At 69.4% G+C, this 26,056-nt stretch carries 26 protein-coding genes and 1 pseudogene; 15 read left to right on the top strand and 12 right to left on the bottom strand.

Annotated elements, in window-relative coordinates; all coding sequences use genetic code 11:
- Window positions 1-9 precede the first annotated feature (9 nt).
- The 7 genes from AL072_RS18925 to AL072_RS18895 all read left to right on the top strand — a co-directional run bounded on the left by AL072_RS18925 (window position 10) and on the right by AL072_RS18895 (window position 5,558).
- The gene (locus AL072_RS18925) at window positions 10-828 is read left to right on the top strand and encodes an SDR family NAD(P)-dependent oxidoreductase (protein ID WP_045582779.1); all 819 of its coding nucleotides are present in this window, start codon (window positions 10-12) and stop codon (window positions 826-828) included.
- The gene (locus AL072_RS18920) at window positions 825-1,631 is read left to right on the top strand and encodes a sugar phosphate isomerase/epimerase family protein (protein WP_045582780.1); all 807 of its coding nucleotides are present in this window, start codon (window positions 825-827) and stop codon (window positions 1,629-1,631) included. Before AL072_RS18925 ends, AL072_RS18920 begins: the two co-directional genes overlap by 4 nt.
- Before the next feature lie 48 nt (window positions 1,632-1,679).
- Complete coding sequence (locus AL072_RS18915) at window positions 1,680-2,240, top strand: cupin domain-containing protein (RefSeq protein WP_052710059.1); 561 nt, start codon at window positions 1,680-1,682, stop codon at window positions 2,238-2,240.
- A gap of 38 nt (window positions 2,241-2,278) precedes the next feature.
- Complete coding sequence (locus tag AL072_RS18910; protein WP_045582781.1) at window positions 2,279-3,067, top strand: SDR family oxidoreductase; 789 nt, start codon at window positions 2,279-2,281, stop codon at window positions 3,065-3,067.
- Window positions 3,068-3,155: 88 nt separating this feature from the next.
- Window positions 3,156-3,944: an SDR family NAD(P)-dependent oxidoreductase gene (locus tag AL072_RS18905; RefSeq protein ID WP_045582782.1), complete on the top strand. Its 789-nt coding sequence runs from the start codon at window positions 3,156-3,158 to the stop codon at window positions 3,942-3,944.
- Entirely contained in the window at window positions 3,941-4,639 is a 699-nt protein-coding gene (locus AL072_RS18900; protein WP_052710060.1) for a ThuA domain-containing protein, read from the top strand. Before AL072_RS18905 ends, AL072_RS18900 begins: the two co-directional genes overlap by 4 nt.
- Window positions 4,640-4,763: 124 nt before the next feature.
- Window positions 4,764-5,558, top strand: a complete 795-nt coding sequence (locus AL072_RS18895) for a TauD/TfdA dioxygenase family protein (RefSeq protein ID WP_052710061.1) — start codon at window positions 4,764-4,766, stop codon at window positions 5,556-5,558.
- A 166-nt stretch (window positions 5,559-5,724) separates the two neighbouring features.
- Here the strand turns inward: AL072_RS18895 and AL072_RS18890 are convergent, their stop codons facing one another.
- A complete protein-coding gene (locus AL072_RS18890) occupies window positions 5,725-6,648 on the bottom strand; it encodes an alpha/beta fold hydrolase (RefSeq protein WP_245636853.1) in 924 nt (307 codons plus the stop codon).
- A gap of 165 nt (window positions 6,649-6,813) precedes the next feature.
- Here AL072_RS18890 and leuC point away from each other — a divergent pair.
- From leuC to AL072_RS18875, 3 genes and pseudogenes are all read left to right on the top strand, one after another.
- Window positions 6,814-8,243, top strand: a pseudogene (gene leuC / locus AL072_RS18885) (3-isopropylmalate dehydratase large subunit).
- Window positions 8,244-8,277: 34 nt separating this feature from the next.
- Window positions 8,278-8,886: a 3-isopropylmalate dehydratase small subunit gene (leuD, locus tag AL072_RS18880; protein ID WP_200909847.1), complete on the top strand. Its 609-nt coding sequence runs from the start codon at window positions 8,278-8,280 to the stop codon at window positions 8,884-8,886.
- A 205-nt stretch (window positions 8,887-9,091) separates the two neighbouring features.
- Window positions 9,092-9,976 (top strand): LysR substrate-binding domain-containing protein, encoded by an 885-nt coding sequence (locus tag AL072_RS18875; RefSeq protein ID WP_052710062.1) that lies wholly within the window; start codon window positions 9,092-9,094, stop codon window positions 9,974-9,976.
- 136 nt (window positions 9,977-10,112) lie between these two features.
- Here the strand turns inward: AL072_RS18875 and AL072_RS18870 are convergent, their stop codons facing one another.
- The 9 genes from AL072_RS18870 to AL072_RS18830 all read right to left on the bottom strand — a co-directional run bounded on the left by AL072_RS18870 (window position 10,113) and on the right by AL072_RS18830 (window position 17,955).
- The gene (locus AL072_RS18870; RefSeq protein WP_045582785.1) at window positions 10,113-10,856 is read right to left on the bottom strand and encodes an SDR family oxidoreductase; all 744 of its coding nucleotides are present in this window, start codon (window positions 10,854-10,856) and stop codon (window positions 10,113-10,115) included.
- A 173-nt stretch (window positions 10,857-11,029) separates the two neighbouring features.
- Window positions 11,030-11,881: an alpha/beta fold hydrolase gene (locus AL072_RS18865; RefSeq protein ID WP_052710063.1), complete on the bottom strand. Its 852-nt coding sequence runs from the start codon at window positions 11,879-11,881 to the stop codon at window positions 11,030-11,032.
- Entirely contained in the window at window positions 11,868-12,512 is a 645-nt protein-coding gene (locus AL072_RS18860) for a polysaccharide deacetylase family protein (RefSeq protein WP_045582786.1), read from the bottom strand. The genes AL072_RS18865 and AL072_RS18860 overlap by 14 nt, the downstream gene beginning before the upstream one ends.
- 19 nt (window positions 12,513-12,531) lie before the next feature.
- Window positions 12,532-13,368, bottom strand: coding sequence for an ABC transporter permease (locus AL072_RS18855; protein ID WP_052710064.1), 837 nt, complete (start codon window positions 13,366-13,368; stop codon window positions 12,532-12,534).
- Window positions 13,365-14,213, bottom strand: a complete 849-nt coding sequence (locus tag AL072_RS18850; RefSeq protein ID WP_245636852.1) for an ABC transporter ATP-binding protein — start codon at window positions 14,211-14,213, stop codon at window positions 13,365-13,367. Before AL072_RS18850 ends, AL072_RS18855 begins: the two co-directional genes overlap by 4 nt.
- Before the next feature lie 5 nt (window positions 14,214-14,218).
- Window positions 14,219-14,971 (bottom strand): ABC transporter permease, encoded by a 753-nt coding sequence (locus tag AL072_RS18845; RefSeq protein WP_045582787.1) that lies wholly within the window; start codon window positions 14,969-14,971, stop codon window positions 14,219-14,221.
- Window positions 14,972-14,979: 8 nt separating this feature from the next.
- A complete protein-coding gene (locus AL072_RS18840) occupies window positions 14,980-15,951 on the bottom strand; it encodes an ABC transporter substrate-binding protein (protein WP_052710065.1) in 972 nt (323 codons plus the stop codon).
- 25 nt (window positions 15,952-15,976) lie between these two features.
- Entirely contained in the window at window positions 15,977-17,137 is a 1,161-nt protein-coding gene (locus AL072_RS18835; RefSeq protein ID WP_045582788.1) for a CaiB/BaiF CoA transferase family protein, read from the bottom strand.
- 5 nt (window positions 17,138-17,142) lie between these two features.
- Window positions 17,143-17,955 carry a citryl-CoA lyase gene (locus AL072_RS18830; RefSeq protein WP_045582789.1) on the bottom strand — a complete coding sequence of 271 codons (813 nt, stop codon included), beginning with the start codon at window positions 17,953-17,955 and terminating at the stop codon, window positions 17,143-17,145.
- Window positions 17,956-18,235: 280 nt separating this feature from the next.
- On the opposite strand from AL072_RS18830, the gene AL072_RS18825 reads away from it, so the two are divergent.
- Complete coding sequence (locus tag AL072_RS18825; RefSeq protein WP_045582790.1) at window positions 18,236-19,042, top strand: IclR family transcriptional regulator domain-containing protein; 807 nt, start codon at window positions 18,236-18,238, stop codon at window positions 19,040-19,042.
- Window positions 19,043-19,063: 21 nt separating this feature from the next.
- On the opposite strand, the gene AL072_RS18820 is transcribed toward AL072_RS18825, so the two are convergent.
- Window positions 19,064-19,540, bottom strand: a complete 477-nt coding sequence (locus AL072_RS18820; RefSeq protein ID WP_045582791.1) for an Lrp/AsnC family transcriptional regulator — start codon at window positions 19,538-19,540, stop codon at window positions 19,064-19,066.
- Between the two features lie 224 nt (window positions 19,541-19,764).
- On the opposite strand from AL072_RS18820, the gene AL072_RS18815 reads away from it, so the two are divergent.
- The 4 genes from AL072_RS18815 to lpdA are packed head-to-tail and all read left to right on the top strand — an operon-like array spanning window position 19,765 to window position 24,757.
- Window positions 19,765-21,009: a thiamine pyrophosphate-dependent enzyme gene (locus AL072_RS18815; RefSeq protein ID WP_045582792.1), complete on the top strand. Its 1,245-nt coding sequence runs from the start codon at window positions 19,765-19,767 to the stop codon at window positions 21,007-21,009.
- A 3-nt stretch (window positions 21,010-21,012) separates the two neighbouring features.
- Complete coding sequence (locus AL072_RS18810; protein WP_200909845.1) at window positions 21,013-22,026, top strand: alpha-ketoacid dehydrogenase subunit beta; 1,014 nt, start codon at window positions 21,013-21,015, stop codon at window positions 22,024-22,026.
- Window positions 22,027-22,028: 2 nt separating this feature from the next.
- Window positions 22,029-23,339 (top strand): dihydrolipoamide acetyltransferase family protein, encoded by a 1,311-nt coding sequence (locus tag AL072_RS18805; RefSeq protein WP_045582793.1) that lies wholly within the window; start codon window positions 22,029-22,031, stop codon window positions 23,337-23,339.
- The gene (lpdA, locus tag AL072_RS18800; protein WP_045582794.1) at window positions 23,336-24,757 is read left to right on the top strand and encodes a dihydrolipoyl dehydrogenase; all 1,422 of its coding nucleotides are present in this window, start codon (window positions 23,336-23,338) and stop codon (window positions 24,755-24,757) included. Before AL072_RS18805 ends, lpdA begins: the two co-directional genes overlap by 4 nt.
- A 73-nt stretch (window positions 24,758-24,830) precedes the next feature.
- Here lpdA and AL072_RS18795 read toward each other — a convergent pair whose 3' ends face one another.
- On the bottom strand, window positions 24,831-26,045 hold the full coding sequence (locus AL072_RS18795) for an NAD(P)/FAD-dependent oxidoreductase (protein ID WP_045582795.1): 1,215 nt from the start codon (window positions 26,043-26,045) through the stop codon (window positions 24,831-24,833).
- Window positions 26,046-26,056 lie beyond the last annotated feature (11 nt).

The following is a 26,056-nucleotide window of genomic DNA, read 5'->3' as shown; positions in this document are numbered from 1 at the left end:
TATTCCGCCATGACCCAGAAAATCCCGGCCGCGGACGGCGCGCTGGCCGTCGTCATCGGCGGTGGCAACGGCATCGGCGAGGAGACCGCCCGCCTGATGGCGTCGCGCGGCTGGCGGCTGGCGGTCGCCGATCTCGACCCGGATGCAGCGGAGCGGGTGGCCGGGGAACTCGGCGGCGCCGCGCTGGCGCTCGACATCGCCGACGCTGTTGCGGTCGACCGGGCCGCTGCCGCCATCGAGGCGGCGCACGGTCCGGTCGGCGCGCTGGTCGTCGCCGCCGCGGTCTTCCAGCCGGTGCTGCCGCCGGCCGAGCTGCCGCTGGAGGTGTGGGAGCGCACGGTCCAGGTCAACCTGACCGGCACCTATTACGCCAACCGCGCCTTCGGCACCCGCATGGCGCGGCAGGGGCGGGGCAGCATCGTCAACATCGCATCGATCGCCGCCATCGGTTCGGTGCCGGTCCATGCCTATGCGTCGAGCAAGGCGGGCGTGGTCAGCCTGACGCTGAACCTTGCCGGGGAATGGGGGCGCGCCGGGGTGCGGGTCAACTGCGTCTCCCCCGGCTCCACCCTGGTGCCGCGGGTGGTGGAGCGGATCAGGTCGGGCCGCTATGCCGCCGACCCGGCCGAATTCACGGCGCTCGGCCGGATCGTCCAGCCGCGCGAGGTGGCGGAGAGCATCGAGTTCCTGGCCTCCGACCGCGCGTCGGCGATCACCGGAGTCAACCTGGTGGTGGACGCCGGATGGCACGTCGCCGGCACATGGGCGCAGTATGGCGGGGTCCGTCCGGCCCCGACCCCTGCTCCGGCGGCAGGGGGGGCGGCATGAACCCGCTGTCGCTCTCCTACTACACGGTGCCGGAACTGTCGCCGCCCGACATGGTGACGGTGGCGGCGGACCAGGGTTGCACCCATGTCGGGCTGCGCCTGCTGGGCGGCCAGCCCGACGGCGATCCGATGCCGCTGCTGGCGGCCCCCACCCTGCGGCGGGAGATGGTGCGGCGCATGGTCGACCGGGGCGTCACCGCGCTCGACGCCAACACCGCCCGCATCCTGCCGCATACCGACCTGGACGCCTTCCGTCCCTTCCTGGAGGCCGCGGCCGAACTGGGTGCCCTCCATGTGCTGGCCACCGGCGACGACCCCGACGAGGGACGGCTGGCCGCGCGACTGGGACGGCTGTGCGACGATGCGGCCGGCTTCGGCCTGACCGTGCAGTTCGAGTTCGTGTCCTGGATGAGCGTTCCGAGCGTCACCGCCGCCGCCCGCCTGGTGGGACGGGTGGCGCGGCCGAACATGGGCATCGCGCTCGATGCACTGCATTACGACCGGTCGGGCGGAACCCCGGCCGAGGTCGCGGCCGTCCCGCCCGGCCTGTTCGCCTACATGCATCTCTGCGACGCCCCCCGCGACCATGCATCCGACCGCGACTCCCTGCTGCACACCGCGGTGAAGGAGCGGCTGTTCCCGGGCGAGGGCGGCATCGACCTGATCGGCCTGCTGCGCACCCTTCCGCCCGGCCTGCCGCTCGCCCTGGAAATCCCGACCGCCACCCTTGCGCGGACGATGGACGCGCCGGCCCGCGTGGCCCGCGCGGTCGCCGCCGCCCGCCGCCTGCTGGCGGCGCTTTGACACCAGCCTTTCGCTCCCGCCGTTCGACGGCCTTCCGGAGGAGTCATCATGGTCGCCAGTCCTGAAACCGGTTCCGCAATCCGCGCCTGCGCCCAGGCGGCGATCCAGGCGATCGAGGTTCACGGTCACGACACCGCCCGCCTGACGGCGGCGCTACGCGAGCCGCTTGCCGTACTGACCGCCCGGCCCGATCTCTGCGCGGCCGGCGTGCCGCGCATCGGCAACCATGTCGCGAATTCGCAGTATCTCTACTACGACGGCGACCTGTCGATCCTGCTGTTCGAGCTGCCCGGCGGCCAACCGATCGCGGTCCACGACCACGGCAATTGGGAAAGCATGGCGATCTACCGGGGGCGGGTGCGGCACACCGTCTATGAGCGGCGCGACGACGGTTCGGTTCCCGGCAAGGCCGATCTGGCGGTGGTCGAGGATCGCGTGCTGGAGCCGGGCGACAGCGTGGTGATCGCCCCGCCGGCCGACATCCACGGCTTCATGGCGCTGGAGGACGGGAGCTGGGGCATCACCGTGGCGAGCGGCGCCTACAAGCCCGAACGCTGCTATTTCCAGCCCGAGGCCGGAACCGTCGTCAGCAAACGTCCGCGCGGCTGAATGCCCGCCGTCGTATCCGGAAAAGGAAGAACACACCGATGGATTTGGGACTGAAGGGCAGGGTCGCGCTGGTGCTGGGCGGCAGCCAGGGCATCGGAAGGGCGGCGGCGCTGGGGTTCGCGCGCGAAGGCTGTGCCGTCGCCATCTGCGGCCGTGATCCCGGACGGCTGGAGGATACCCGGGCGCTTCTGGAAGAGACAGGCGCGCGGGTGCTGGCGATCCGCGCCGACGTCGGCGATGCGGATGCCGTGGAGCGGCTGGCCGGGAAGGTCGCCGAGGCATTCGGCACGGTCCACATCCTGGTCAACAACGCTGCCGGTCCGAAGCCCGGTTCCTTCGACGGGCTGAGCGATGCCGATTGGGAGGATGCCTTCCGCCTCACGTTGATGTCGGCGGTCAATGCCACCCGCGCCGTGCTGCCCCACATGCGGCGGCAGCGCTGGGGACGGATCGTCAACATCAGTTCCTATTCCATCAAGCAGCCGATCGGCGAATTGATGCTGTCCAACAGCCTCCGGCTCGGGGCGCTTGGCTGGGCGAAGACCATGGCGACGCAGCTTGCGCCGGACGGCATTCTCGTCAACACCGTCTGTCCCGGCTGGACGGCGACCGACCGGATGACCCAGGTGGTCGGCGCCCGCGCCGCAGCGCAGGGCCGCAAGGCAGAGGAGACGGCCGCCGGCATCGCCGCCGCCATTCCGCTCGGCCGTTTCGCCCGGCCGGAGGAGATCGCCGACCTTATCGTCTTCCTGGGCTCCGAGCGCGCCAGCTATCTGACCGGCACCGCCATCCCGGTGGACGGCGGCATCGTGCAGAGCACGCTGTGATGAATGCAGAGCACGCTGTGATGGGTGCGGAGCGCACCGTGCCGTCGGCCCCCTTCACGTCCAACACCCCCTTTCCCGGGAGGATCACATGACCAAGACTGCTCTGGTGACCGGAGCCGGCGGCGGGCTGGGCGCGGCCATCGCGCGCCGTCTGGCCGGCGAGGGCTATCGCGTGGCGCTGCTCGACCTCGATGCCGCCGGGTTGGAAACCGAGGCTGCGCGCATTCCCGGCGCATTGGCCTTCACTGCCGATGTAACCGACGAGGCGCAGGTCGAGGCGGTGGTGGCCGCGATGGCGGAAGCCTTCGGCGATGGTCCCGACGTGCTGGTCAACAATGCCGGCATCGTCCGCTTCGGCGACATACTGGACCACAGCGTCGCCGATTTCCGGCGTGTGGTGGACGTTAACCTGACCGGCACCTTCATCGTCACCCGCGCCGTGGCGCGGCGGATGGCGGAGCGCGGGTCGGGGGCGATCGTCAACATCACCTCGTTGAACGCGGTCGCCCCCAGCCCCGATGCCGGGGCCTATCCGGCCACCAAGGCGGCCGTCGCGCTGCTGACCGAGCATCTGGCGCTGGCGCTGGCACCGCGCGGCGTGCGGGTCAACGCGGTGGCCCCCGGCTTCATCGATGCCGGCATGTCGGCGCCGATCTATGCCGATGCGGAGGTGCGCGCGGTGCGCGGCCGCGCCGTGCCGGCCCGGTCGCTCGGCACCGCCGACGACGTCGCCGACGCGGTGCTGTTCCTGGTCTCCGACCGGGCGCGCTACATCCACGGCCAGCATCTGATGGTCGACGGCGGCGTGTCCTTCAGCCTGAAGATGCACCTGCCCCGTCGCGCGCCGGCGGCCAAGCCGTCGGCGGGCGGTCGATGAGCGGGGCGATCCGCAACCTGATCCTGACCGGAGGCATCGGCCACCCCTTCGCCGACGCAACCCCGGCGCTGGAGGGCGTGCTGGCCGAAGCGGGGGTCGTCTCCACCGTCACCGACGACATCGAGGGTGGGCTCCAGGCGCTGGGGCAGGGCGGTTTCGACCTGCTCACCGTCTACGCGCTGCGCTGGCGGATGCTGGGCAGCGAGAAATACGCCCCGCACCGCGAGCGCTGGGCCTTCTCGCCGTCACAGGACGGCCGGGAGCGGCTGTCGCGCTTCGTCACCGGTGGCGGCGGGCTGTTGGGCCTGCACACCGCCCTGATCTGCTTCGACGATTGGCCGGAGTGGAAGGATTTGCTCGGTGGTGCCTGGGTCTGGGGCCGATCCGCCCATCCGCCGCGTGGGTCCGTGACCCTGGTCCCCACGGCCCAACGGCATCCCCTCACCGCCGGCCTGTCGCCCTTCGCCCTGACCGACGAAGCCTATGGCGACTTCGATCTCGCCGCCGATGTCGAGCCCCTGGCGACTGTGGCGCCGGAAGGCGGGAAGGCCTGGCCCGCCTTGTGGGCGCGCGAGGTCGGCCGGGGCCGTGCGGTCGCCGACACGCTGGGCCACGACCGCGCGGCCCTGGAACACCCGCAGCACCGCCAAATCCTGACGCGCGCCGCCCTCTGGGCCTGCCGCCGCCCGTTCTGAAACCCAGTCCGATCCGCAAGGAACCGATCCCATGACCAGCCTCCATGCGCAAGCCTCCGCCTCCTCCGCCGTCTCCTCCGCAATATTCCGGCCGTTGGACGGCATAATCGGGGCGGAGACCGATATGCTCGACCTTTCCCGGCCGCTCGACGATGCGGCGGCCGACGCGGTGCGCGCGGCCTTCCGTGACCATCACCTGCTGGTGATCCGCAACCAGTCGCTGGACAAGGAGCGCATGTACCGGTTCGCGGAGCTGTTCGGCCCGATCGAGAGCCACATGATCCGGCTGGCCGACGGGTCGAAATGGGACGCGGTCCACACCATCACCAACCTGGACGCCGTCGGCAACCCGGTGGCCAAGCCCTTCATCAGCTCCAACTATTTCTGGCACACCGACAAGTCCTTCCTGAGGGAGCCGTCGCTGCTGACGATGCTTCAGGCGGTGGAGCTGCCGCCGAACGGCGGCGACACGCAATTCGCCGACATGACCGCGGCGTACGACGCCTTGCCGGAGGCGACCCGTCGGCGGATCGAAGGACTGAAGTCGGTGCAGAGCCTGGAGTTCATGCGCCGCTACACCGGCAGCGCCCCGCCGACCGAAGAGGACATCGCCGCAGCTCCGCCCATTGCCCATCCGTTGGTCCGCATCCATCCGGAGACCGGCCGCAAGAGCTTGTATATCGGCATGTACAGCTCCCACATCGAGGGCCTGCCGGAGGAGGAGGGGCGCGCCCTGCTGGAGGAGTTGCTGGAGCACGCGACCCAGGACCGGTTCGTCTATACCCACCGCTGGAAGCATGGCGATCTGGTGTTCTGGGACAACCGGTGCCTGCTGCACCGCGCCACGGCCAACTACGAGATGGGCAAGCACCGCCGTGTGTTGATGCGCGTGGTGGTGAAGGGCACCGTGCCGGAGTGACAGGCGGCGGCGGTTGGTCCATGGCCAGTTGCCGCACCCGCGGTCCGGCGCCCGTCGGACCGCATGAGCGAGCGTGGGCGGATCGGCTCGCAGCGGGCCGTGCGGTACGGCCGCCGGTGGACTCTGTCCTGAAAGCAAATTGTATGCCAAAATCTGGCTTACCCCTTCATCCCGCTGGGGTGCGTAGCGATGGCTCCTGTTGCAGAAGGTCACTTCCCTTTTCGGTGAAGAACAGGTGGATCTCTTCGGCAACGAGGTCCGGCAACTCCTCGGCAAGGTAATGGCCCCCCGGCAAGCTGCGGCCTGAGACGTCCACGGCGCGCTTGCGCCATTCGGCCAGCGCATCGAAGCATCGCTCGATCACCCCATGCTCGCCCCACAGCACACGTAGCGGGCATTCGACCCTTGCGCCACCGTCCTCCTCGTCATGTCGAAGGTCGATGGTCGCAGCCGCCCGGTAATCTTCGCAGGACGCGTGGATGGTCTCCGGTGTCCAGGCGGCCAGATATTCCGCAAGGGCCTCCGGCGTGAAGGGCGACAGACCGGCGCTGCCGGAGCCGCATTTCTTCAACCAATAGAATCGTGGATCGCCACCGATCATGCGCTCCGGAAACGGGGCGGCCTGGCACAGGAAGAACCAGTGCCAATAGGCCTGCGCGAAGGCATCGGTGGTGTCCGCGTACATCTCCCGCGTTGGCGCGATGTCCAGCAGGACGGCGGCGGCGACCCGGCCGGGATGGTCGAGCATCAGCCGGTGCGCCACCCGCGCGCCGCGGTCGTGGGCGGCGATCAAGAACCGATCGTACCCCAACGCTGCCATCACCTGCACCATGTCGGAGGCCATGGCCCGCTTGGAATAGGGCGCATGATCGGGCGCGGTCGCCGGTTTGGCGGATTGGCCGTAGCCGCGCAGATCCGCCACCACCAGCGTGTGACGGTCGCGCAGCCGCTCCGCCACCTTGTGCCACATGGCGCCGGTCTGCGGGTAGCCGTGAAGCAGCAGCAGCGGCGTACCCTGGCCGCTGCGGCGGACCCGGATGCGGGCGCCTTCGGTCGGCATCTCGAAATCGTCGAAACCGTCGAACATCATGACGGAGCCCCTTGATCGGTTTGGAATGCCCGATCCTGGACCGGTAACAGGCCGAGCGGCGACGCGGTTTCATTGAACAATCAAACCCGTTCAATCTGTCCGCCGTCGGGCGGGTAGGATGACGGCACGCTTCAGCCGCGCTTCCAACCGAAACAGAGGCCGTCCATGCCATTGCCAGCGCTCCTTCCGCCATACGCTCCCGACCGCCCGGGGCCGCGCACGCTCTATGACAAGCTGCTCGACGCGCACACCGTCTGTTCCCTGGGCGAGGGGGAGCGGCTGCTCTACGTCGACCTGCACGTCATGAACGAATACACCAGCCCACAGGCCTTCACCGGCCTGCGCGAGGCCGGGCGCCGGCCATGGCGGCCGTCGATCACGTCAACCCGACGACGCCGCAGCGGACGGAGGAGGTGGCGGACGAGGGGGCTGCCGGTCAGATCCGTTATCTGCGGCGCAACTGTGCCGACTTCGGGATCGAACTGATCGATCTCATGGACCCGCGGCAGGGCATCGAGCATGTGGTGGTGCCCGACCTCGGCCTCGCCCAGCCGGGAATGACCATTCTGTGCGGCGACAGCCACACCACGACCTACGGAGCCTTCGGCGCGCTCGGCTACGGCATCGGCACGTCGGAGGTGGAGCATGTGCTGGCGACGCAGACGGTGGTCCACCGGCGATTGGCTCCGATGCGGGTGATCCTGGACGGCATGCCGGAGAAAGGGGTCGGCGCCAAGGATCTGGTCATGGCGGTGATCGCCTCCCTCGGCGCCGACGGGGCGGCCGGCCACGCCGTGGAATTCGCCGGTGAGGCCATCCGTGCGCTGGGCATGGAAGGGCGGATGACCATCTGCAACATGGCGGTGGAGTGCGGTGCGCGGGTGGCGCTGATCGCTCCGGATGCCGTCACCGCCGACTATGTCCGCGGCCGCCCGCGGGCACCGTCCGATACCGACTGGGAGCGGGCGGTGTCGCTGTGGGCCGGGTTCCACAGCGACGAGGGCGCTCCCTTCCTGCGGGAAGTCCGCTTCGACGCGGCGGCCTTGCGGCCGCTCGTGACCTGGGGGACCAGCCCGGACCAGGCCGTGGCGGTCGACGGTGCCGTTCCGGATCCCGGCAGCGAAGCCGACCCCACCCGCCGCCGCGCCATGGAGCGCGCGCTGGAGTACATGGGGCTGGCCCCCGGCACGCCGGTGGGGGACATCGCCATCGACCACGCCTTCATCGGCTCCTGCACCAACGCCCGCATCGAGGATTTGCGCGCTGTGGCGAGCGTGGCGAAGGGACGGCGGGTGGCTCCGGCGGTCCGCGCCATGGTCGTGCCGGGATCGGGGGCCGTGCGGCGGCAGGCGGAAGCCGAGGGCATCGACCGCGTGCTGATCGCAGCCGGCTTCGAATGGCGCCAGCCGGGCTGCTCGATGTGCCTCGCCATGAACGACGACGTGCTTCCGGACGGGGCGCGCTGCGCCTCCAGCACCAACCGCAACTTCGAGGGCAGGCAGGGCCGTGGCGCCCGCACCCATCTGATGAGCCCCGCCCTCGTCGCCGCCTCGGCGATCGCCGGCCGCCTGTGCCACCCGCGAGATCTTCCCTGACCAGACTGGCCTGACCCGACCGGAGACCATGCCCATGGAGCCTTTCACCACCGTCACCGGAACCGCCGCCGCCATTCCGCTGCCCAACATCGACACCGATGTGATCATGCCCAAGCAGTTCCTGAAGGGAATCGATCGCAGCGGCCTCGGTGAGGGCGCCTTCCATGACCTGCGTTTCGACGCCGCGGGGCGGGAGCGTCCCGAGTTCGTCCTCAACCGGCCGGGTTGGCGCGACGCCGCCTTCCTGGTGGTCGGACCCAACTTCGGCTGCGGCTCCAGCCGTGAGCACGCGGTGTGGGGGCTCAAGCAGCGTGGCGTGCGTGCCCTGCTGGGCACCAGCTTCGCCGGCATCTTCTTCGACAATTGCGCCCGCAACGGCCTGCTGGCGCTGACGCTCGATCCCACCACGGTCACCATGCTGATGGAGGTGGCGGCGCAGCCCGAGCCGGCAGGGTTGACCGTCGATCTGGCCGGCGGCACCATCGCGACATCCGATGGCCGCTGCTGGAGCTTCGCCATCGATGCCGGCCGCCGTGAGGCGCTGCTGCACGGCCGCGACCACATCGCGACCACCTTGACCCGTACCGAATCCATCACCGACTTCGAGGCCGGGCACCGCATGCGGGTCCCTTGGCTGCCATAGCGGCCTGACGGCCCCCCGCTACCTTCCACAGAGGTCGCCGACCGAGTTCGCCGCCGTGTTTGGGTTTCATGCGTTCAATATGAAACGCATGAAACCCTAACCCTTGTTTGGCGATCGGATTCACGCTTCAAATCGATCCCGATCTTACGCGATCCGATCTAAACTCGGCGCCCGTCGCCTCGCCTCCAGCCGGAAGAGCCGCCCCTTGGAACTGCGTCAGGTCCGTTGCTTCGTCGCAGTCGCTGAGGAACTGCATTTCCGCCGCGCCGCCGAGCGGGTGGCCATGGCACAGGCGGCGCTGTCGCATCAGGTCCGCCTGCTGGAGGCGGAGCTGGGCTGTCCATTGCTGTTCCGCACCACGCGGCAGGTCAGCCTGACCGCTGCCGGGGTGGCCTTCCTGACCGAGGCGCGGTTGCTGCTGGAGCAGGCGGAGCGTACCGTCCGGGTGGCGCGGGCGGCGGCGGAGGGCGGTGGCATCCTGCGTATCGGCGGTATCGACGAAGCGCTGGTGGCGGTTCTGCCACCGGTGCTCGCCCGCCTGCGCGCCGAGCATCCGACGCTGCGCATCACCCTGACCGAGGGCAGTTCTGCCGAGCAGGAGGCGGACCTGATCCGCCAGCGGATTGATCTGGCGTTGCTTCGGCCCCCGGTGACCGACCCCGACATTGCCTGCGTCCGCCTGTTCGACGAGCCGTTCATCGCCGCGTTGCCGGAGGCGCTGACGGCCGAGGCCGGCGACGCCCTGTCCTGGGCATGGCTGGCCGCACAGCCCTTCATCGGTTACCCGAAGCACAGCCGCCCATTGCTGCACGACCTGACCGCCCGGCAGTTCGAGGCGCAGGGCTACCGCCCGCAGGCGGTGCAGGAGGTGACGGAGAAGCTGACCATGCTGCAGCTGGTTGGGCAAGGGCTCGGCATCGCTCTTGTGCCACATTGGGTTTCGCGCTTCGTCCTGCCCGGCGTGGTTTACCGGCCGTTACCCGATGCCGCCCCGGTACTGGCCTTTGGCATGGCATGGCGCAAGCGCGATCCGTCACCGGCGCTGGCCACTGTGCGCGCGGCCATTCATGCGGACATCGGGCACGGTTGAGTGCCTGTTCCTGGCAGACGTTTCCCTGCCGGGGCCGGTGCCGGAAAAATTGGCGGTGCCCCCGTGAGGAGAGCGACGTGCCCGGCCTTGCCGCTTCGGGCCAGTGTGCAGACCGGAGCGGCCGGCCGGCTGCCGGTCAGGTGTTCGACCAGCCGCCGTCGATGGCGACCGCCTGCCCGGTCATGAAGGAGGACTCATCGGAGGCTAGGTAGACGGCGAGTTTCGCCACCTCCTCCGCGGTTCCCAGCCGGCCCATCGGCTGACGGGCGATGAAGGCGGCGCGCGCGGTGTCGTAGTCGCCCAGAGCCCGCATGCGGTCATGCAGCGACGGGCTGTCCACCGTACCCGGACAGATGGCGTTCACGCGGATGCCGCGGGTGACGTAATCGGCGGCGACCGACTTGGTCAGGCCGATCACCGCGGCCTTGGTGGTGCCGTAGATGAAGCGGTTCGGCGCCCCGATGATGGAAGAGGCGACCGACGACATGTTGACGATGGAGCCGCCGCCCGCCTCCAGCATCCCCGGCAGGAAGGCGCGGATCATGCGGTACATCGACCGGACATTCAGCGTGACGGCGAAGTCGAAATCATCCTCGCTGCAATCCAGCACCGTTCCGGCATGGACATAGCCGGCGCAGTTGAACAGCACCGACGGGGCCGGAATCTCCGCCGCGAATGCCCGGATCGCCGCCGGGTCACAGACGTCGAGGCGGCGGGTGGCGATGCCGGCCACACCGTCCAGCTCCGCCAGCAGGCCTTCGTTGATGTCGGTCGCCACCACGCTGGCGCCCTCTTCCGCGAAGGCCAGGGCGGCGGCCCGTCCCATTCCCTGCGCCGCCGCGGTGACGACGGCGGTCTTCCCCTGCAATCTGGCGGTCATGGCTGCGTACTCCCCCCTCGATGTCCGGCCCGGTCGAGGGGCTGCCGGCCGCGTCGGGGTTTCCCACGTTGAAACGACGTCGGTCCCGCTCACGCTGGCCCCCTCTCCTGTGCGGGCGTCGTTCTATTCTACAAATGATTCTCCGGTTTCACTCGAAAAACAATGCCGGTTCGTCAAGGACAGGCGTCGGCGAAGGCCGCCAGATCGGCGTCGAAGCGGTCGGATGCCTCCCAGAAGGGCATGTGGCCGACTTCCGGGTAGAGGCGCAGCCCGGCGTTCCGGGCCTGCCGCACGGTGTGCTGCGCCATCGCCGGGCAGATCACCGCATCGTCCTCGCCATGTATCGCGAGCACTGGAATGCCGAGCCCGCGCAAGGTGCCGTCGTAGTCCGCCGGCCGGCCAGCCAGCGCGCGCCGCACCGCCGGAGATGTCAGGGCGGTGGAGGCCCGCATCGCCGTCGCGTCCTCGTCCGGCAATGGCAAGTGGGTGCAGCGGGCGACGAACTCCGCGGCGGCGGCATCCGCAGTCGCCGGGTCCTCGTGTCCCATCGCCGCCATCAGTGCGGCGGCCGGCCCGACGCAGGCGGGCGCGAGCGTGCTGGTGGCGCCGACCATGACGAGACCGCCGACCGCCCCATCGCCATGGCGTGTCAGATAGTCCAGCGCGATCCGCCCGGCATAGGACCAGGCGACCAGGATGGGGCGGTGGAGGCCGAGCCCGTCGATCACCGTCCGCACCTCGTCGGCCCACAGCGCCGGATCGCGGTAGGCGGTTGCTTCCGCCGGCTTGCCGGAACGGCCGTGGCCGCGGTTGTCGTAGGTCACCAGCCGCAGCCGCTCCGCCATCGTCCCGCCGGTCTGTCGCCGCCAGCATCGATGCGATTGCGAGAAGCCGTGGATCAGCAGCACGTCCCGCCCGCTCGACGGGCGGCGCCAGTCCTGCACCGCCAGCCCGACCCCGTCGGGGGTGGTCAGGGCGACGGAGTGGCCCTCCGGGGGGCGGCCCGGCCCGTCAGGCGGCGACATAGCGCTCGACCGGCCCGACGATCCGGCCGCCCAGGATGGGGACGCAATCGGGCGGAAATTCCTGGACCACACTCATGTCCCGCTGCGCCAGTTCGCCCAGGAAGCGGTCGAGGGACTCCATCGCCCCGGTGTCGAGGTCGTGCAGCACGACCAGTGGCCAGCTTTGCCGCCCGCACATGTCGAGTGCGCGGTCGACCCAGCCCTTGGGATCGTCCCAGTCGCGGGGAACCACGTTCCACAGCACGCAGGTGAAGCCGCCGGCCACCAGATAATCGAGCGCCCGGCGGCTGAACAGCGTGTCGTTCAGGGCGCCCAGCGCGCCGGACGGACGGAACAGCGGCGCCGGCTCGGAGAGCGGGCCGATCAGATCCTGTGCCTTGCCGATTTCCCAGGCCGGCAGGTCGGGGTTCGTGCTCATGCCCAGCGGCATGATGTGGCTGTAGGTGTGGTTGCCGATGGCGTGTCCCTCCGCACGCGCCCGTTCGCACAGCGCGCGGCGGCCGGGATCGCGCAGCCGCTCGCCGACCACGAAGAAGGTGGTGGCGATGCCATGGCGGGCCAGCACGTCAAGCACCTGCGGCGTGGCGTCCGGATCGGGGCCGTTGTCGAAGCTCAAGGTGACTTTCTTCATCCTGGCGACCTCCGTTTCCTCAAGACGCATCCGCCGGCCCGTGCGCCGGCCCGCGCGTCGCCTTGTCCCGGCCGCGCCCTGCGATCCATCGCTTCTCGATGGCCTGCACCGCGAGGTCGAACCCGATCGCCAGCGCCAGGATCAGGATGATGGCGGCGAAGACGCCGGGACTGTTCAACTGTGTTCGATACTTGGACAGCAGGAAGCCGATGCCGGCGCTGGACATCATCATCTCGGCGACCACCACCCCGACGATCACCAGCGCGCCCCCCAGCCGGAACGAGGCCAGCACGGTGGGGACGGATGCCGGCAAAGTCACCCACAGGATCTGCTGGAGGCGGGTCGCGCCCATGCTGCGGGCGGCCTGGGTGAGCTGGCGGTCGATGGTCTGCGCGCCGGCGGCCGTCCCCAGCACCGTCGGCAGCAGTCCGTAGACGCTGGCGAACACCACCTTGGACGTCGACCCGATGCCGAACCATGCGGTGAACAGCGGGTAGAGCACCACCAGCGGCACCGCGAACAGCGCCGACACCACCGGCAGAAGTGCCTTGCGCACCGCCAGGGTGCTGCCGACCCACAGGCCGAACAGGATGCCGAAGCCGCAGGCGAAGACCAGCGCCATGCCGACCTCCTGCAGCGTCACCAGCATCTGGAGCGCGAAGTCGTCGGCCTGGGCCACCAGCACCGTCAGCGTGCTGCTGAGCGACGGCAGGAAGAGGCGCGGCACCAGCCCGAGCCGCGGCACGATCTCCCAGGCGGCGATGACCCCGGCGATGATGGCGTAGCGGCAGATCCGCGCCTTGGCCTCCAGGCTCATCCCGGCGGCCGCGCCGCGGTCGCGCGGGATGTGGGTCACACTTTGATCATATGCCATATCGCCTCACGCAGCTCTGCGAACCGTGGTTGCGCCATCATGTCGAGCGACCGCGGGCGCGGCAGGTCGATGACGACGCGGTCGAGGATGCGGCCGGGACGCCCCGACAGGACCAGCACCTCGTCGGACAGGTAGATCGCCTCGCTCAGCCCGTGGGTCACGAAGACGATGGTCTTGCGCGCCTTCTCCCAGATGCGCAGAAGCTCGTCGCCCATGGTGATGCGGGTTTGCTCGTCCAGCGCGGCGAAGGGCTCGTCCATCAGCAGGATCGGCGGATCCTGGACGAGGCCGCGTGCGATGGACACGCGCTGCTTCATGCCGCCGGACAGCTCGTGCGGCAGGCTGTCGGCGAAGCGGTCGAGCCCGACCAGCGCCAGCGCCTCCTCCGCCTTCTCGCGCCGGACCGCCTTGTCGACGCCGCGCAGGAACAGCGGGAACTCGACGTTGCGGCGGGCGGTCAGCCAGGGGAACAGGCTGGCGTCCTGGAAGACGACGCCGACGCGGGTGGGATCCGGCCTGTTAAGGGGCCGGCCGCCGACGGCGATCGTGCCCTCGCTCGGCGTCAGCAGCCCGGCCAGCATCATCAGCAGCGAGGACTTGCCGCAGCCGCTCGGCCCGACGATGGAGAGGAATCGGCCGGCGGAGACGCCGAAGGCGATGTCCTTCAGCGCCTGCGTCGTCTTGCCGTTGACGCTGTAGCTGTGGTTGAGGTCGCGGACCTCCAGCGTCTTGCCGGCGTCGGCTGCCGGATGGTCGGGCCCGACCAGCGACATGGTGGAGCCGTGCCGTTTCCGGATGGACGCCGCGGCTTGGGTCATGCGGGGCATCACAGTCAGTTCCTCCAGTGTTCGCACTTGGCTTCGACGTAGCGGATCGCCTCGTTGAAGCCGATGGCCAGGACCGAGACGAAGAGCACCATCGCCAGCAGCTCCTTGATCTGGAAGCCCAGGCCCCAGACACCGATGGCGTTGCCGATTCCCTCGCGGGACGCGTACATCTCGGCCAGAAGGATGCCGGTGAAGTTGAAGATCATCGCCACGCGCACCGCTTCCAGCAGGACCGGCGTCATGCTCGGAAGATAGACGAAGAGGATCTTCTGCATCGTCGACGCATCCAGGGAGCGGGCGACGCGCAGCTGGTCCTCGCGCACCGATTCCACTGCCGAAAAGGTCGTCATCATCACGATGAAGACGGTGGAGAAGACGCCGAAGGCGACCTTCTGCCAGAAGGCGATGCCGAGGATCAGGATGAAGATCGGCAGGAAAATCGATTTCGGGATGCTGAAGACGAAGAAGATCAGCGGCTTGAAGATCAGCGAGGCGAGCCGGCTTTCCTGGACCAGCACCCCAAGCAGCGCGCCCAGCGGCAGCGCGATGGCGAAGGCCGTCAGCGTCTCCAGCAGCGTCAGCTGGACCTGCTGCCAGAAGTCCGCCGTCGCCGCCATGGCGCCGAGGGTGGCGGCGACTTGGGAAAAGGGCGGCAGCAGGCGCTCGTCCACCCAACCCAGCCGTGGCGCCGCTTCCCAAAGGGCCAGGAAGGCGGCTCCCGCCGCCCCGTAGCCCGTGACCGCGCCGCGCGTCGCCATCGCCGGGCTCAGCGCGCGACAGCGACGGGCGTGAAGGAGCTGTCGAACAGCGTGGCCGCATCCAGCTCCTTCTTGCCGCTGGAGTAGAGGTTCAGCGTCTCCTGGACCAGTTCCCGGGTCATCGCGCCGTCGTCGGACAGGTGGCCGAAGGTGCTGGCGTATTCCTGCTTGGCGACCTCGACGGAGACGCCGTCGTATTTGGCGAGCTGCGGGATGACGGCGTCGGGATTTGCCTTGATGTAGGCGACGCCTTCGAACAGGGCGGTCAGCGCCCGCTTCAGCGCGTCCTTGTGCTTGGCGGCATAATCGTCATCCGCCGCCCAGCCGGCCTCGAGATGGGGCGGCATGGCGTCGCCGAAGTCGGTCAGCACCCGGCCGTTGCCGTCGATGGCGACCTGATAGCTGAGCGGCGGATAGATCACTACAGCGTCCAGGTTGCCGCTTATCAGGTTGGGGACGAGGCCGGCACCGCCGACCGGGATGGCGATGAAATCGATGCCGTACTTCTTCTTCACCCAGCTGGAGAGCAGGTCGGTGTTGGACCCGGCCGAGGTGATGCCGACCTTGCGCTTGGCCAGATCGGCGACGGTCTTGATGTCGCTCTTGGGCGGAACCATGATCTGCCAGCCGAAGTTCCGGGTCGCCAGCATGGCGACCATCTTGACGTTCACGCCGGCCTCGCGCCCCTCGCCGACGATGCTGGGATTGCTCGACATCAGGTCGGCGGCTCCCGCGGCGATGGCGGTCAGGGCTTCCGAGCCGCTCTGGTAGACGGTCAGCTCGGCCTTGATGTCATGCTTCTTGAAGAAGCCCTGCTGCTGGGTGAGTTCCGCCACGAAGGAGGGGAACCAGGCCTTGGTGGACAGGCCGATGCGGATCGTATCCGCCGCATGGCCGGTGCCGGTCAGCAGTGCCGTCGTCGCCACCGCGGCCAGCAGGGCGAGCCCGGTGTTCCGGAATTTCGTGAAGCCCGTCTTCATCTCGTTTTCCTCCCGTTCTTGTTGATCAGGCCGCCGGCCAGCGGCCTGGGGCGTCGGACGCCAGTTGAGCGCGGATGGCCGCGCCATGTTCGTCCAGCGTCGGTGGCGGCAGGACCTGCAGGTCCGGCTCGCCGTCGATCGTGTAGGGTGGGCGTACCGTGCGGAAGCGGCCCATCACCGGATGCTCGGCCTCCACGGTCAGCCGCAGATGGACCGCCTGCGGGTCGTCGAGCGCTTCGTCGGAGTCGTAGGCGGCGGAATGGGGCACGCCCTGCTTTTCCAGCATCGCGCACCATTCGGCGCGTGGGCGACCCGCGAACAGCGGCGCCAGGATGTCGATCAGCACGTCCTGGTTCGCGATGCGCGCCGGGCGTTCGGCAAAGCGCGGGTCGCCGAGCAGATCCGGCCGCCCCACCACCTCGGTCAGCCCCTCCCAGAACTTGACGGGAGAGGACAGATGGATGGCCAGCCAGCGGCCGTCGGCGCAGGCGAAGGTGTAGGATTGCGACACCTTGGGACGGCTGAGCGGCCCCATCACCTCGCCCGCGCTGAAATAGTGGGTGAAGCTGTCCAGGTTGAAATGGGTCATCGCCTCCAGCATGGAGATGTCGATCACCCGGCCCTGTCCGCTCGTGGCGCGTTGCAGCAGCGCCGCCATGATGCCGAGCGCCGCATACTGGCCGGTCACCGCGTCGGCGATGGCCGGCCCGATGACGCGCGGGCGGTCGGGTGGCGTCAGCAGGCGCAGGTAGCCGGCTGCGGCCTGGGCCACCGTGTCGAAGGCCGGGCGGTCGCGGTAGGGTCCGGTGCGGCCGAATCCGGAGATGGCGCAATAGACCAGCCGCGGGTTGGCCGCGCGGAGCTGCTCGGGGCCGAATCCCATGCGTTCGGCGATCCCGGGGCGGAAATTCTGGATGAAGACGTCGGCCCCGGCGATCAGACCGTCGAAGGCGGCGCGGTCCTCCGGCTTTTGCAGGTCGAGGGCGATGGAGCGCTTGTTGCGGTTGTAGGTCTGGAAATGCGGCGAGTAGAGGCCGCCCTTGAAGGCGCGGAACGGGTCGCCGTCGCCTGGGCGCTCCACCTTGATGACGTCGGCGCCGAGGTCGGCGAGGTGCATGCCGGCGGCGGGGCCGGTGATGTAGGTCCCCATCTCCACGACGCGGATGTCGGCGAGCAGTTTGGTCATGGCCGTCACTCCGCCTTGCCGGCTGTTTCGGACGACGGGCGGCCGTCATAGCCGATCGCCTGATCGGCCTGATGGGACATGATGAAGCCGATGGGACGCCGCGCCTCCTCGAACAGGTGGGCGACCAGACCGGCGCACCGCGCCAGCAGCGGGATGCCCTTCATCGCCTCCAGCGGCCAGCCGGCATCCAGCATCACCGCGGGGATCGCGCCCGACACGTTCATGGGCAGCGGGCGCCCGAAGATGCCGGCGCCGAGCGCGTCGAGGGTCTTCAGGACGGCGACATGCCTGCCGGCTATGCCGGCCTCCTCGGCGACCGCGATCAGCCGGTGGGCGCGCGGGTCGCCGCCGCTGTGCTGCGGGTGTCCCAGGCCGGGAACCTTCCGCCGCGACGCCTTCATCGCCTCCAGGCTGCGGGCGCAGACCGCCGCCGGCTCGGCACCGGACGCCTCGATTTCCTGCACCAGCTCGGCCAGGTAGCGGCCGGCCACCTCCGAGCTGCCGGCAACCACGCTGCCCATGCCGAGCAGGCCGGCGGCCATCGCGCCCTGCCACGCCTCGGGCGCCGCCGCCAGCGTCATGCGGGCGGCCTGCACGCTGGGCACCAGCCCATGTTCGGCGAGCGAGACGAGGCAGGCGTTTGTCACCGTCCGCTGTGCCGCGCTCGGCCGTTCGCCGGTCACCAGCAGCCAGAAATGGTCCACGAAATCGACGACGCCAATCAACTCGGAGCAGAGGTCGAAGCCGCGGACGGTGATGCTGTCGGCATCCGATGTCGCGATGGCGCTGAAGGCATTGTCCTGCTTCCCGATTCTCAACGGACCGCTCCCGGTAAATTTTTTCTCATAGCGAAAATTCTTTCGCTTATCGGCTATCGAGTCAAGGAAAATGATTGTCGAACGAACGAATCATTGCGACGGTGCGACCGGCCGATGGCTGTGCCCGCTCCCGATCACGACACGGGAACCGGGCCAAGATTTCGGAATGCGAAAACTCTTGATCGGAAATGATCGGGGGCGTTAGCTTCCGCCTTTCCTTCCGGTCTTGCCTCCCAGCGGGGGAGGGCCGGCGGCGAACACGGACGCGCATCAGGCGGGGATGGATTTGGACGATTCGGAAAAGCCCGCGGAGTTCGTCGAAGGGCTCGCCAAGGGCCTGGCGGTCATCGAGGCGTTCGATGCCGAGCATGGCGAGATGACGCTGAGCGAAGTGGCGCGCCGGATCGACGCGTCACCGTCCTCGGCGCGGCGGTCCCTGCTGACGCTGATGGCGCTGGGCTATGTCGGGCAAAAGAACAAGCGCTTTCACCTGCGGCCCAAGGTGATGGCGTTGGGGTCGGCCTACTATGTCTCCGCCCGGATCGAGGAATTGCTGAAGCCGGAGCTGAAACGGATCGTCGACACCTATGGCGATGCGTCCTCCGTCGGGACGCTCGACGGGCCGGACCTGATCTACATCGCGCATGTCTCGGTCCAGCACGCGCGCCGCGCGTCCGCGGTGATCGGCGCCCGCTATCCCGCCCATGCCACCTCGCTGGGCCGCGTTCTGCTGGCCGGCCTGCCGGACGCGGCATTGGACGATTATCTGGAAAAGATGACGCCCCGGGCACTGACCCGCCACACGGTCACCGACAAGGACGCGTTGCGAGCCATCATCCTGCAGGCCCGGGCCGACGGTTACGCGACCACCGTCGACCAGCTCGACTACGGCATCACGGCGCTGGCGGTGCCGATCCACGGAGCCGGCAACGAGGTCGTCGCCGCGGTAAATTCATCGGGCTACACCGGGCTGCTGACGCCGGAGAAGCTGGTCGAGGAGCGGCTGTTCGCCCTGCGCGCGGCGGCGACGGCGATCTCTGCCACCATCGCCCGCTACCCGGTCCTGTCGGCGGCCATCGGCCCCTGACATCAGGGTTCCCGTCCGCTCCTACTCCAGCAGGGACAGGGGCAGGGCGGTGGTGTGCTTGATCTCCGACAGGGCGATGGCGGAGTTGGTTTCGCGCACGGCCGGAAGCTGGGACAGCTTCTCGCGGAAGAAGTGCTCATAGGATTCGACGTCCCGCGCGACCACCTTGATGATGTAATCGGTGGCGCCCAGCAGCGTATAGCATTCCAGCACCTCCGGCAGCCGGCGCACGGTCTCCTCGAACTCGGGCAGGGTCCGGCGGCCATGGGCGGCGAGCTTCACCTGCGCGAACACCAGCACGTTCAGCCCGAGCCTCTTGCGGTCCAGCAGGGTCGCGCGCAGGCGGATGACGCCGTTCTCCTCCATCCGCTTGATCCGGCGCCAGCAGGGAGCCTGCGACAACCCGACCCGCTCGGCGATCTCGGCGCTCGACAGCTGGGCGTCGGATTGCAGCAGGGTCAGGATGCGGCGGTCGATGGCGTCGAGTTCTACCTGCATTGAAGATCGCTCCGGATGGGGAACAGACGAATTGAACAATTCGTAATTCCGTCATAATGGGCATTAGAACGCAAAGAAAATTCGTCAGTCAAACGGTATGATCGCAGCCATGCACCAGCCATGGCGGCATGCGACGCGACCGCTCCTTCACCTTCGGTCCCCCGTCATCGCCGTCCCTCGGACACCCTCGTCCGATGCCATCGCCTGCGTTTGGGAGGAATATCATGGATGCCCCCTTGCCCTGTCCGGCGCCGTTGAGCCTGCATGTGCCGGAACCTCCGCAGCGGCCCGGCAGCGAGATCGATTTCAGCGCCCTGAGCGTGCCGCCGGCCGGAGCCGCTCGACGCCCGGACACCGATTGTTCGGCGGCCGACATGACCGACCTCGCCTATGACCTGGTGCGCGTGCTCGACGATGAGGGGCATGCGGTCGGCCCCTGGGCTCCGGCGCTCGACCCCGATACGCTGCTGCGCGGGCTGCGCTCGATGATGACGGTGCGCGCCTATGACGAGCGCATGCAGCGGGCCCAGCGCCAGGGCAAGACCTCCTTCTACATGAAATGCACCGGGGAGGAGGCCATCGCCGTCGCGCAGGGGATGGCGCTCGACCGGGCCGACATGCTGTTTCCGACCTACCGGCAGCAGGGTCTCCTGATCGCCCGCGACTGGCCGTTGGCCGACATGATGTGCCAGGTCTACTCCAACGCCGGCGACCGGCTGAAAGGCCGGCAGATGCCGGTCTTCTATTCCAGCAGGGAGGCCGGCTTCTTCTCGATCTCCGGCAATCTGGGCACGCAGTACAGCCAGGCGGTGGGCTGGGCGATGGCCTCGGCGATCAAGGGCGACACCCGCATCGCCGCGGCCTGGATCGGCGAGGGCGCCACCGCGGAGGGCGACTTCCACCACGCCCTGACCTTCGCGTCGGTCTACCGCGCCCCGGTGATCCTCAATCTGGTCAACAACCACTGGGCGATCTCCTCCTACCACGGCATCGCCGGCGGGGAGCGCACGACCTTCGCGGCCCGCGGCCTCGGCTACGGCATTCCCAGCCTGCGGGTGGACGGCAACGATTTCCTCGCGGTCTTCGCGGCGACGCGCTGGGCGGCGGCGCGGGCACGCGCCAACCTCGGCCCGACGCTGATCGAGCTGTTCACCTATCGCGCGGCCGCCCATTCCACCAGCGACGATCCCGGCAAATACCGGCCGGAGAATGCCGGTGCCCGGTGGCCGCTGGGCGATCCGATCGACCGGCTGCGCCGGCACTTGATCGGCCTCGGCATCTGGTCGGAGGCCAGGCACGAGGCGTTGGGCCAAGAGGTGGCGGCGGCGGTCCAGGCCGCCGGGAAGGAGGCCGAAGCCCTCGGCACCCTCGACAAGGGGCCGTTCCATTCTGCCCGGACGATGTTCGAGGACGTCTACAAGACCATGCCCTGGCATCTCGAACGCCAGCGCCGGCAAGCGGGGATCTGACCGATGGCGACCATGACCATGGTCCAGGCGCTGAACGCGGCGATGGACGAGATGCTGACGAGGAACGGCGACGTCGTCGTGCTCGGCGAGGATGTCGGCTATTTCGGCGGCGTGTTCCGCTGTACCGAGGGGTTGCAGCGCAAGCATGGCCGCACCCGGGTCTTCGACACCCCGATCACCGAGGCCGGCATCATGGGGATCGCCGTCGGGATGGCCGCCTACGGCCTGCGCCCGGTCGCCGAGATGCAGTTCGCCGATTATATCTATCCGGCCTGCGACCAGCTGATCTCCGAGGCGGCGCGGCTGCGCTACCGGTCGGCCGGCGAGTTCACCGCACCGGTCACGGTGCGGGCGCCCTATGGCGGCGGCATCTTCGGCGGCCAGACCCACAGCCAGAGCCCGGAGGCCATCTTCACCCATGTCGCCGGGATCAAGACGGTGATCCCCTCGACCCCCTTCGATGCCAAGGGGCTGCTGATCAGTGCCATCGAGGATGACGACCCCGTGATGTTCTTCGAGCCCAAGCGGCTCTACAACGGTCCCTTCGAGGGCTACCACGACCGGCCGGTGGTGCCCTGGTCCAGGCATCCCGCCAGCGAGGTACCCGAGGGCCATTACGCCATCCCGTTGGGCAAGGCGGCGACGGTGCGCAGCGGTGCCGCCGTCACCATCCTCGCCTACGGCACCATGGTGCATGTGGCGCTGGCCGCCGCGCGCGATGCGCAGGTCGATGCTGAGATCCTCGATCTGCGCACCCTGGTGCCGGTCGACATCGAGGCGATCGAGGCGTCGGTGCGCAAGACCGGCCGCTGCGTCATCGTGCATGAGGCCACCCGGACCGGCGGCTTCGGCGCCGAGCTGTCCGCCCTGGTGCAGGAGCATTGCTTCCACCATCTGGAGGCGCCTATCGAGCGGGTGACCGGCTGGGACACGCCCTACCCGCATGCCTTCGAGTGGGAGTATTTCCCCGGCCCGGCGCGGATCGCCGAGGCGTTGCGCCGCGTGATGGAGGAGTGATCATGGCGCGCTACGTCTTCAAGCTGCCCGACGTCGGCGAGGGCACTGCCGAGGCCGAGATCGTCGCCTGGCATGTCGCGCCCGGCGACCGCGTCGCCGAGGACCAGACCCTGGTCGACGTGATGACGGACAAGGCGACGGTGGAGATCCCGTCGCCGGTGGCCGGAAGGGTGCTGTCGATCAACGGCGACCCCGGCGCAATGCTGGCGGTCGGTTCCGAACTGGTCGTGCTGGAGGTGGAGGGGGTGGACGACCGGCTTCCCGACGATGCTCCCATGGTGGTGGCCTCGGCGGCCGCCCCGCCGTCGCCTGCCGCCGTTGCCGTTGACGTTGCTCCTGTGCCGGAGCGGGCGGCTGTTCTGCGGGACGCGGCTCCAACCGCTCCTGCGGTCCGCCGTCCGCCCGGCGTCAAGCCGACCGCCTCGCCGGCGGTGCGGCGGCGTGCCTGGGATCTCGGCATTCCCTTGCAGTTCGTCGCCGGTTCCGGTCCCGGCGGCCGGGTACTGCACCGCGACCTCGACCGTCACGCCGACGACGGGGCGGCGGAAGCCGTCGGTGTCGCCGTTGCCGGGCGGTCGTCGCCTCAGGCCCGGACCGCAGTGTCAGAGGTGCCGGTGCGCGGCCTGCGCCGCCGGATCGCCGAGAGCATGCAGGAGGCCAAGCGCCACATCCCGCATTTCTCCTACATCGAGGAGATCGACGTCACCGCCCTGGAGGAATTGCGCCTTCACCTCAACGCCGACGGCGTCGCCAACGGCGGCGCGACGCGACCGAAGCTGACCCTGCTGCCCTTCCTGATCCGCGCCCTGGTGCGAGCGCTGCCCGAGTTCCCGCAGATCAACGCGCGCTACGACGACGCGGCAAATGTCGTCCACCGGTTCGAGGCGGTGCATGCCGGCATCGCGACGCAGACGCCGGGCGGGCTGGTGGTGCCGGTCGTCCGCCATGCCGAGGCGCTGGACCCGTGGCAGACGGCCGATGCGATCCGCAAGCTGGCTGCCGCAGCGCGGGACGGGCAGGCGGGGCGGGAGCAGCTCAGCGGCTCCACCATCACCATCACCAGCCTGGGCGCGCTGGGCGGCCTCGCCACCACGCCGATCATCAACCGGCCGGAGGTCGCCATCGTCGGCGTCAACAGGATCATCGAGCGGCCGGTGGTCCGCAAGGGCGCCGTCGTCGTCCGGTCGATGATGAACCTGTCCTGCTCCTTTGATCACCGGGTCGTAGACGGCTGGGACGCCGCCTCCTTCGTCCAGCGGGTGAAGGCCCTGCTGGAACAGCCCGCTACCCTTTTCATGGACCAGCCGCGATGAGCACGCCCAGCATCAAGACCGTCACCGCCAAGGTTCTTGTGGTCGGCGGCGGGCCGGGCGGCTATGTCGCCGCCATCCGCGCCGGCCAGCTCGGGCTCGACACCGTGCTGGTCGAGGCCGACCGGCTGGGCGGCACCTGCCTGATCCGCGGTTGCATCCCGTCCAAGGCGCTGATCCATGTCGCCGCCCGCTTCGAGGCGATGGAGCGGTCGGTCGGCGGCGGCCATGCCGGCATCGCGCTCGACACGCGGCCGCGCCTCGATCTCGCCGCCGCCACGCGCTGGAAGGACGGCATCGTCGACCGCCTCAGCGGCGGCGTGGCGGCCCTGCTGCGCAAAGCCAAGGTGCGCGTGCTGCACGGCTGGGCGGTCTTCTCCGATGCCAAGACCTGCATCGTCCAGGGCAGGGATGGTCCGCTGACCGTTAAGGCCGAGCATGTGATCCTCGCCACCGGCTCGGAACCGGTGCCGCTGCCGGCCCTTCCCTTCGGCGGGCCGGTGCTGTCCTCGACCGAGGCGCTGTCGCTGGACCGGCTGCCGCGCCGGCTGGTGGTGGTCGGCGGCGGCTATATCGGGCTGGAGCTGGGCAGCGCCTTTGCCCGGATGGGATCCGCGGTGACCGTGGTCGAGGCGCAGCCGCGTATCCTGCCGCTCTATGACGAGGCTCTGACCGACCCGGTGCGGCGCTGGCTGGAGCGGTCGGGCGTGACCGTTCATCTCGGCGCCCGCGCTCTCGGGCTGGAAGCGGAGGGGGAGGGGCATGCACTGGCCGTGCGGGCTGCGGATGGCGGGACGATCCGTCTGCCGGCCGACGCGGTGCTTTCGACCGTCGGCCGGCGCCCCCGGCTGGAGGGCTGGGGCTTCGAGACGATGGGCGTGGATCGCAAAGGCGCCTTCGTCGCGGTGGACGACCAGTGCCGGACCTCGATGCGCGATGTCTGGGCGATCGGCGATCTGGTCGGCGAGCCGATGCTGGCGCACAAGGCGTCGGCGCAGGGCGAGATGGTGGCGGAGATCATCGCCGGCCACCGCCGCCGCTTCGCCCCGGTCGCGATTCCGGCGGTCTGCTTCACCGAGCCGGAGATCGTCAGCGTCGGCCTGTCGCCGGACGAGGCGTCGGCGCAGGGGATCGACGCGATCGTCGACCGGTTTCCCTTCGCCGCCAACGGCCGTGCCCTCACTCTGGATAGCGGCGAGAGCGGCTTCGTCCGGCTGGTGGCACGCCGCGAAGACCGTCGGGTGATCGGCATCCAGGCGGTGGGCGCCCATGTCTCCGAACTGTCGGGCGAGTTCGCGCTGGCTCTCGAAATGGGGGCGGAGCTGGAGGATGTGGCGGGGACCATCCACGCCCATCCCACCCTGGGCGAAACCTTCCACGAAGCGGCGTTGAGGCTGCTCGGCCGGTCGCTCCATTTCTGATCCCCGAAGGGTGGCGGCAGGGGCGGGGAGTGCGACCGGCCTCCTGCCCCGCCTGTCCGCCCCCCTGCGAGGTCTAGGATATGCCGCCGTCGAGGCCGGCGATGGCCCCTGACTCGCCATCGAACGCCCGTGCGAAGCGTTCAGCGGTCACCGGGCCGAGGGTGAAGCCCTGATGGCCATGACCGAAATGGAACCACAGCCCTGCATGGCGCGGCGCCTTGCAGACCAGGGGCAGCATGCCGGGAAGGCAGGGCCGCGTTCCGGACCAGGCCGCCCCTTCCACCGCCTTTCCAAGCTGGAACATGGTTCTGGCGACCGCCTCCCCCCGCGCCAGCTGCGCCGGATGGGCCGCCGCCGCCGCCGTTGAGAGTTCCGCCGCCGTGGCGATCCGTAACCCGGCGAGCATGGGCGAGAGGACGACCGAGTGATCGGCCAGCAGCATCGGCCTGCCCGGGCCGCCGCCGCACTCATAGTGGAGATGGTAGCCGCGCTTGCGGACCATCGGCACCCGGTATCCGAGCCCTTTCAGCAGTTCCGGCGACCAGGGGCCGAGCGCGACGACGGCGTGCTCCGCCGCTTCCCCGCCGACGCGCCAGCCGCGGCCGGATTGCGTCAGTGAGGCCGCGTCCCCCTGGACGATCCTGCCGCCCCTTGTCCGGAAGAGGTCCGCATAGGCGGCGACGAGCTGGCCGGGCGCCACGCAGGTCCAGGGTGCCGTCCAGTGGATCGCGCCCGGGAGTTTGGCCCGGAGGGCGGGCTCCGCGCGTGCGAGCATGTCCGAATCCGCGGCCTCGAAGTCGACGCCATAATGCAGCCTGCGCCGCTCCGCTTCGCGCAGGGCCGAGGCAAGGCCGGCCTCCGTCGCGTGAACGTCCCAATAGCCGTCCCTGCGGATGAGTCCGCCGGCTCCCGACGCGCCGATCAGGGCATCGTGCCGCGGCACCGCTTCCGCAACGAGCTGGCGCCAGACCGGAATGACCTTGCCCAGCGGTGCTTCCGCCGACGAGCGCCAATAGGAATAGAGCGCCGGAAACTGGCGCGGCAGCGACGGCCAATGAAGCGCGACCGCGTTTTTCCAGCCGAACGCCATGCGGAGCATGAGCAGCGGGTTCACCGGCAGGGCATAGGGTTCGACCGCCTCGGCCTGGATGATGCCCGCATTGCCGTAACTGGTCTCCGACCCCGGCGGCCGCCGGTCGACGACCACGCAGTCGTGCCCCCGCTCCTGCAGGGCCAGGGCCGTGCAGATGCCGACCATGCCCGCACCCAATATCGCGATCTGCGCCATGTGCGCCGCCC

The organism is Azospirillum thiophilum, from assembly GCF_001305595.1.
In the GTDB taxonomy this organism is placed as follows: domain Bacteria; phylum Pseudomonadota; class Alphaproteobacteria; order Azospirillales; family Azospirillaceae; genus Azospirillum; species Azospirillum thiophilum.
The sequence above is the reverse complement of the archived record's forward strand: the minus strand, read 5'-3'. Positions and strand labels throughout refer to the sequence as shown.

Excerpts from the sequence above, each read along its gene's own strand:
- AL072_RS18925 (WP_045582779.1), top strand. The coding sequence starts at position 10 with ATGACCCAGAAAATCCCGGCCGCGGACGGCGCGCTGGCCGTCGTCATC.
- AL072_RS18920 (WP_045582780.1), top strand. The coding sequence starts at position 825 with ATGAACCCGCTGTCGCTCTCCTACTACACGGTGCCGGAACTGTCGCCG.
- AL072_RS18915 (WP_052710059.1), top strand. The coding sequence starts at position 1,680 with ATGGTCGCCAGTCCTGAAACCGGTTCCGCAATCCGCGCCTGCGCCCAG.
- AL072_RS18910 (WP_045582781.1), top strand. The coding sequence starts at position 2,279 with ATGGATTTGGGACTGAAGGGCAGGGTCGCGCTGGTGCTGGGCGGCAGC.
- AL072_RS18905 (WP_045582782.1), top strand. The coding sequence starts at position 3,156 with ATGACCAAGACTGCTCTGGTGACCGGAGCCGGCGGCGGGCTGGGCGCG.
- AL072_RS18900 (WP_052710060.1), top strand. The coding sequence starts at position 3,941 with ATGAGCGGGGCGATCCGCAACCTGATCCTGACCGGAGGCATCGGCCAC.
- AL072_RS18895 (WP_052710061.1), top strand. The coding sequence starts at position 4,764 with ATGCTCGACCTTTCCCGGCCGCTCGACGATGCGGCGGCCGACGCGGTG.
- AL072_RS18890 (WP_245636853.1), bottom strand. The coding sequence starts at position 6,648 with ATGATGTTCGACGGTTTCGACGATTTCGAGATGCCGACCGAAGGCGCC.
- leuD (WP_200909847.1), top strand. The coding sequence starts at position 8,278 with ATGGAGCCTTTCACCACCGTCACCGGAACCGCCGCCGCCATTCCGCTG.
- AL072_RS18870 (WP_045582785.1), bottom strand. The coding sequence starts at position 10,856 with ATGACCGCCAGATTGCAGGGGAAGACCGCCGTCGTCACCGCGGCGGCG.
- AL072_RS18865 (WP_052710063.1), bottom strand. The coding sequence starts at position 11,881 with ATGTCGCCGCCTGACGGGCCGGGCCGCCCCCCGGAGGGCCACTCCGTC.
- AL072_RS18860 (WP_045582786.1), bottom strand. The coding sequence starts at position 12,512 with ATGAAGAAAGTCACCTTGAGCTTCGACAACGGCCCCGATCCGGACGCC.
- AL072_RS18850 (WP_245636852.1), bottom strand. The coding sequence starts at position 14,213 with ATGCCCCGCATGACCCAAGCCGCGGCGTCCATCCGGAAACGGCACGGC.
- AL072_RS18845 (WP_045582787.1), bottom strand. The coding sequence starts at position 14,971 with ATGGCGACGCGCGGCGCGGTCACGGGCTACGGGGCGGCGGGAGCCGCC.
- AL072_RS18840 (WP_052710065.1), bottom strand. The coding sequence starts at position 15,951 with ATGAAGACGGGCTTCACGAAATTCCGGAACACCGGGCTCGCCCTGCTG.
- AL072_RS18835 (WP_045582788.1), bottom strand. The coding sequence starts at position 17,137 with ATGACCAAACTGCTCGCCGACATCCGCGTCGTGGAGATGGGGACCTAC.
- AL072_RS18825 (WP_045582790.1), top strand. The coding sequence starts at position 18,236 with ATGGATTTGGACGATTCGGAAAAGCCCGCGGAGTTCGTCGAAGGGCTC.
- AL072_RS18820 (WP_045582791.1), bottom strand. The coding sequence starts at position 19,540 with ATGCAGGTAGAACTCGACGCCATCGACCGCCGCATCCTGACCCTGCTG.
- AL072_RS18815 (WP_045582792.1), top strand. The coding sequence starts at position 19,765 with ATGGATGCCCCCTTGCCCTGTCCGGCGCCGTTGAGCCTGCATGTGCCG.
- AL072_RS18810 (WP_200909845.1), top strand. The coding sequence starts at position 21,013 with ATGGCGACCATGACCATGGTCCAGGCGCTGAACGCGGCGATGGACGAG.
- AL072_RS18805 (WP_045582793.1), top strand. The coding sequence starts at position 22,029 with ATGGCGCGCTACGTCTTCAAGCTGCCCGACGTCGGCGAGGGCACTGCC.
- lpdA (WP_045582794.1), top strand. The coding sequence starts at position 23,336 with ATGAGCACGCCCAGCATCAAGACCGTCACCGCCAAGGTTCTTGTGGTC.
- AL072_RS18795 (WP_045582795.1), bottom strand. The coding sequence starts at position 26,045 with ATGGCGCAGATCGCGATATTGGGTGCGGGCATGGTCGGCATCTGCACG.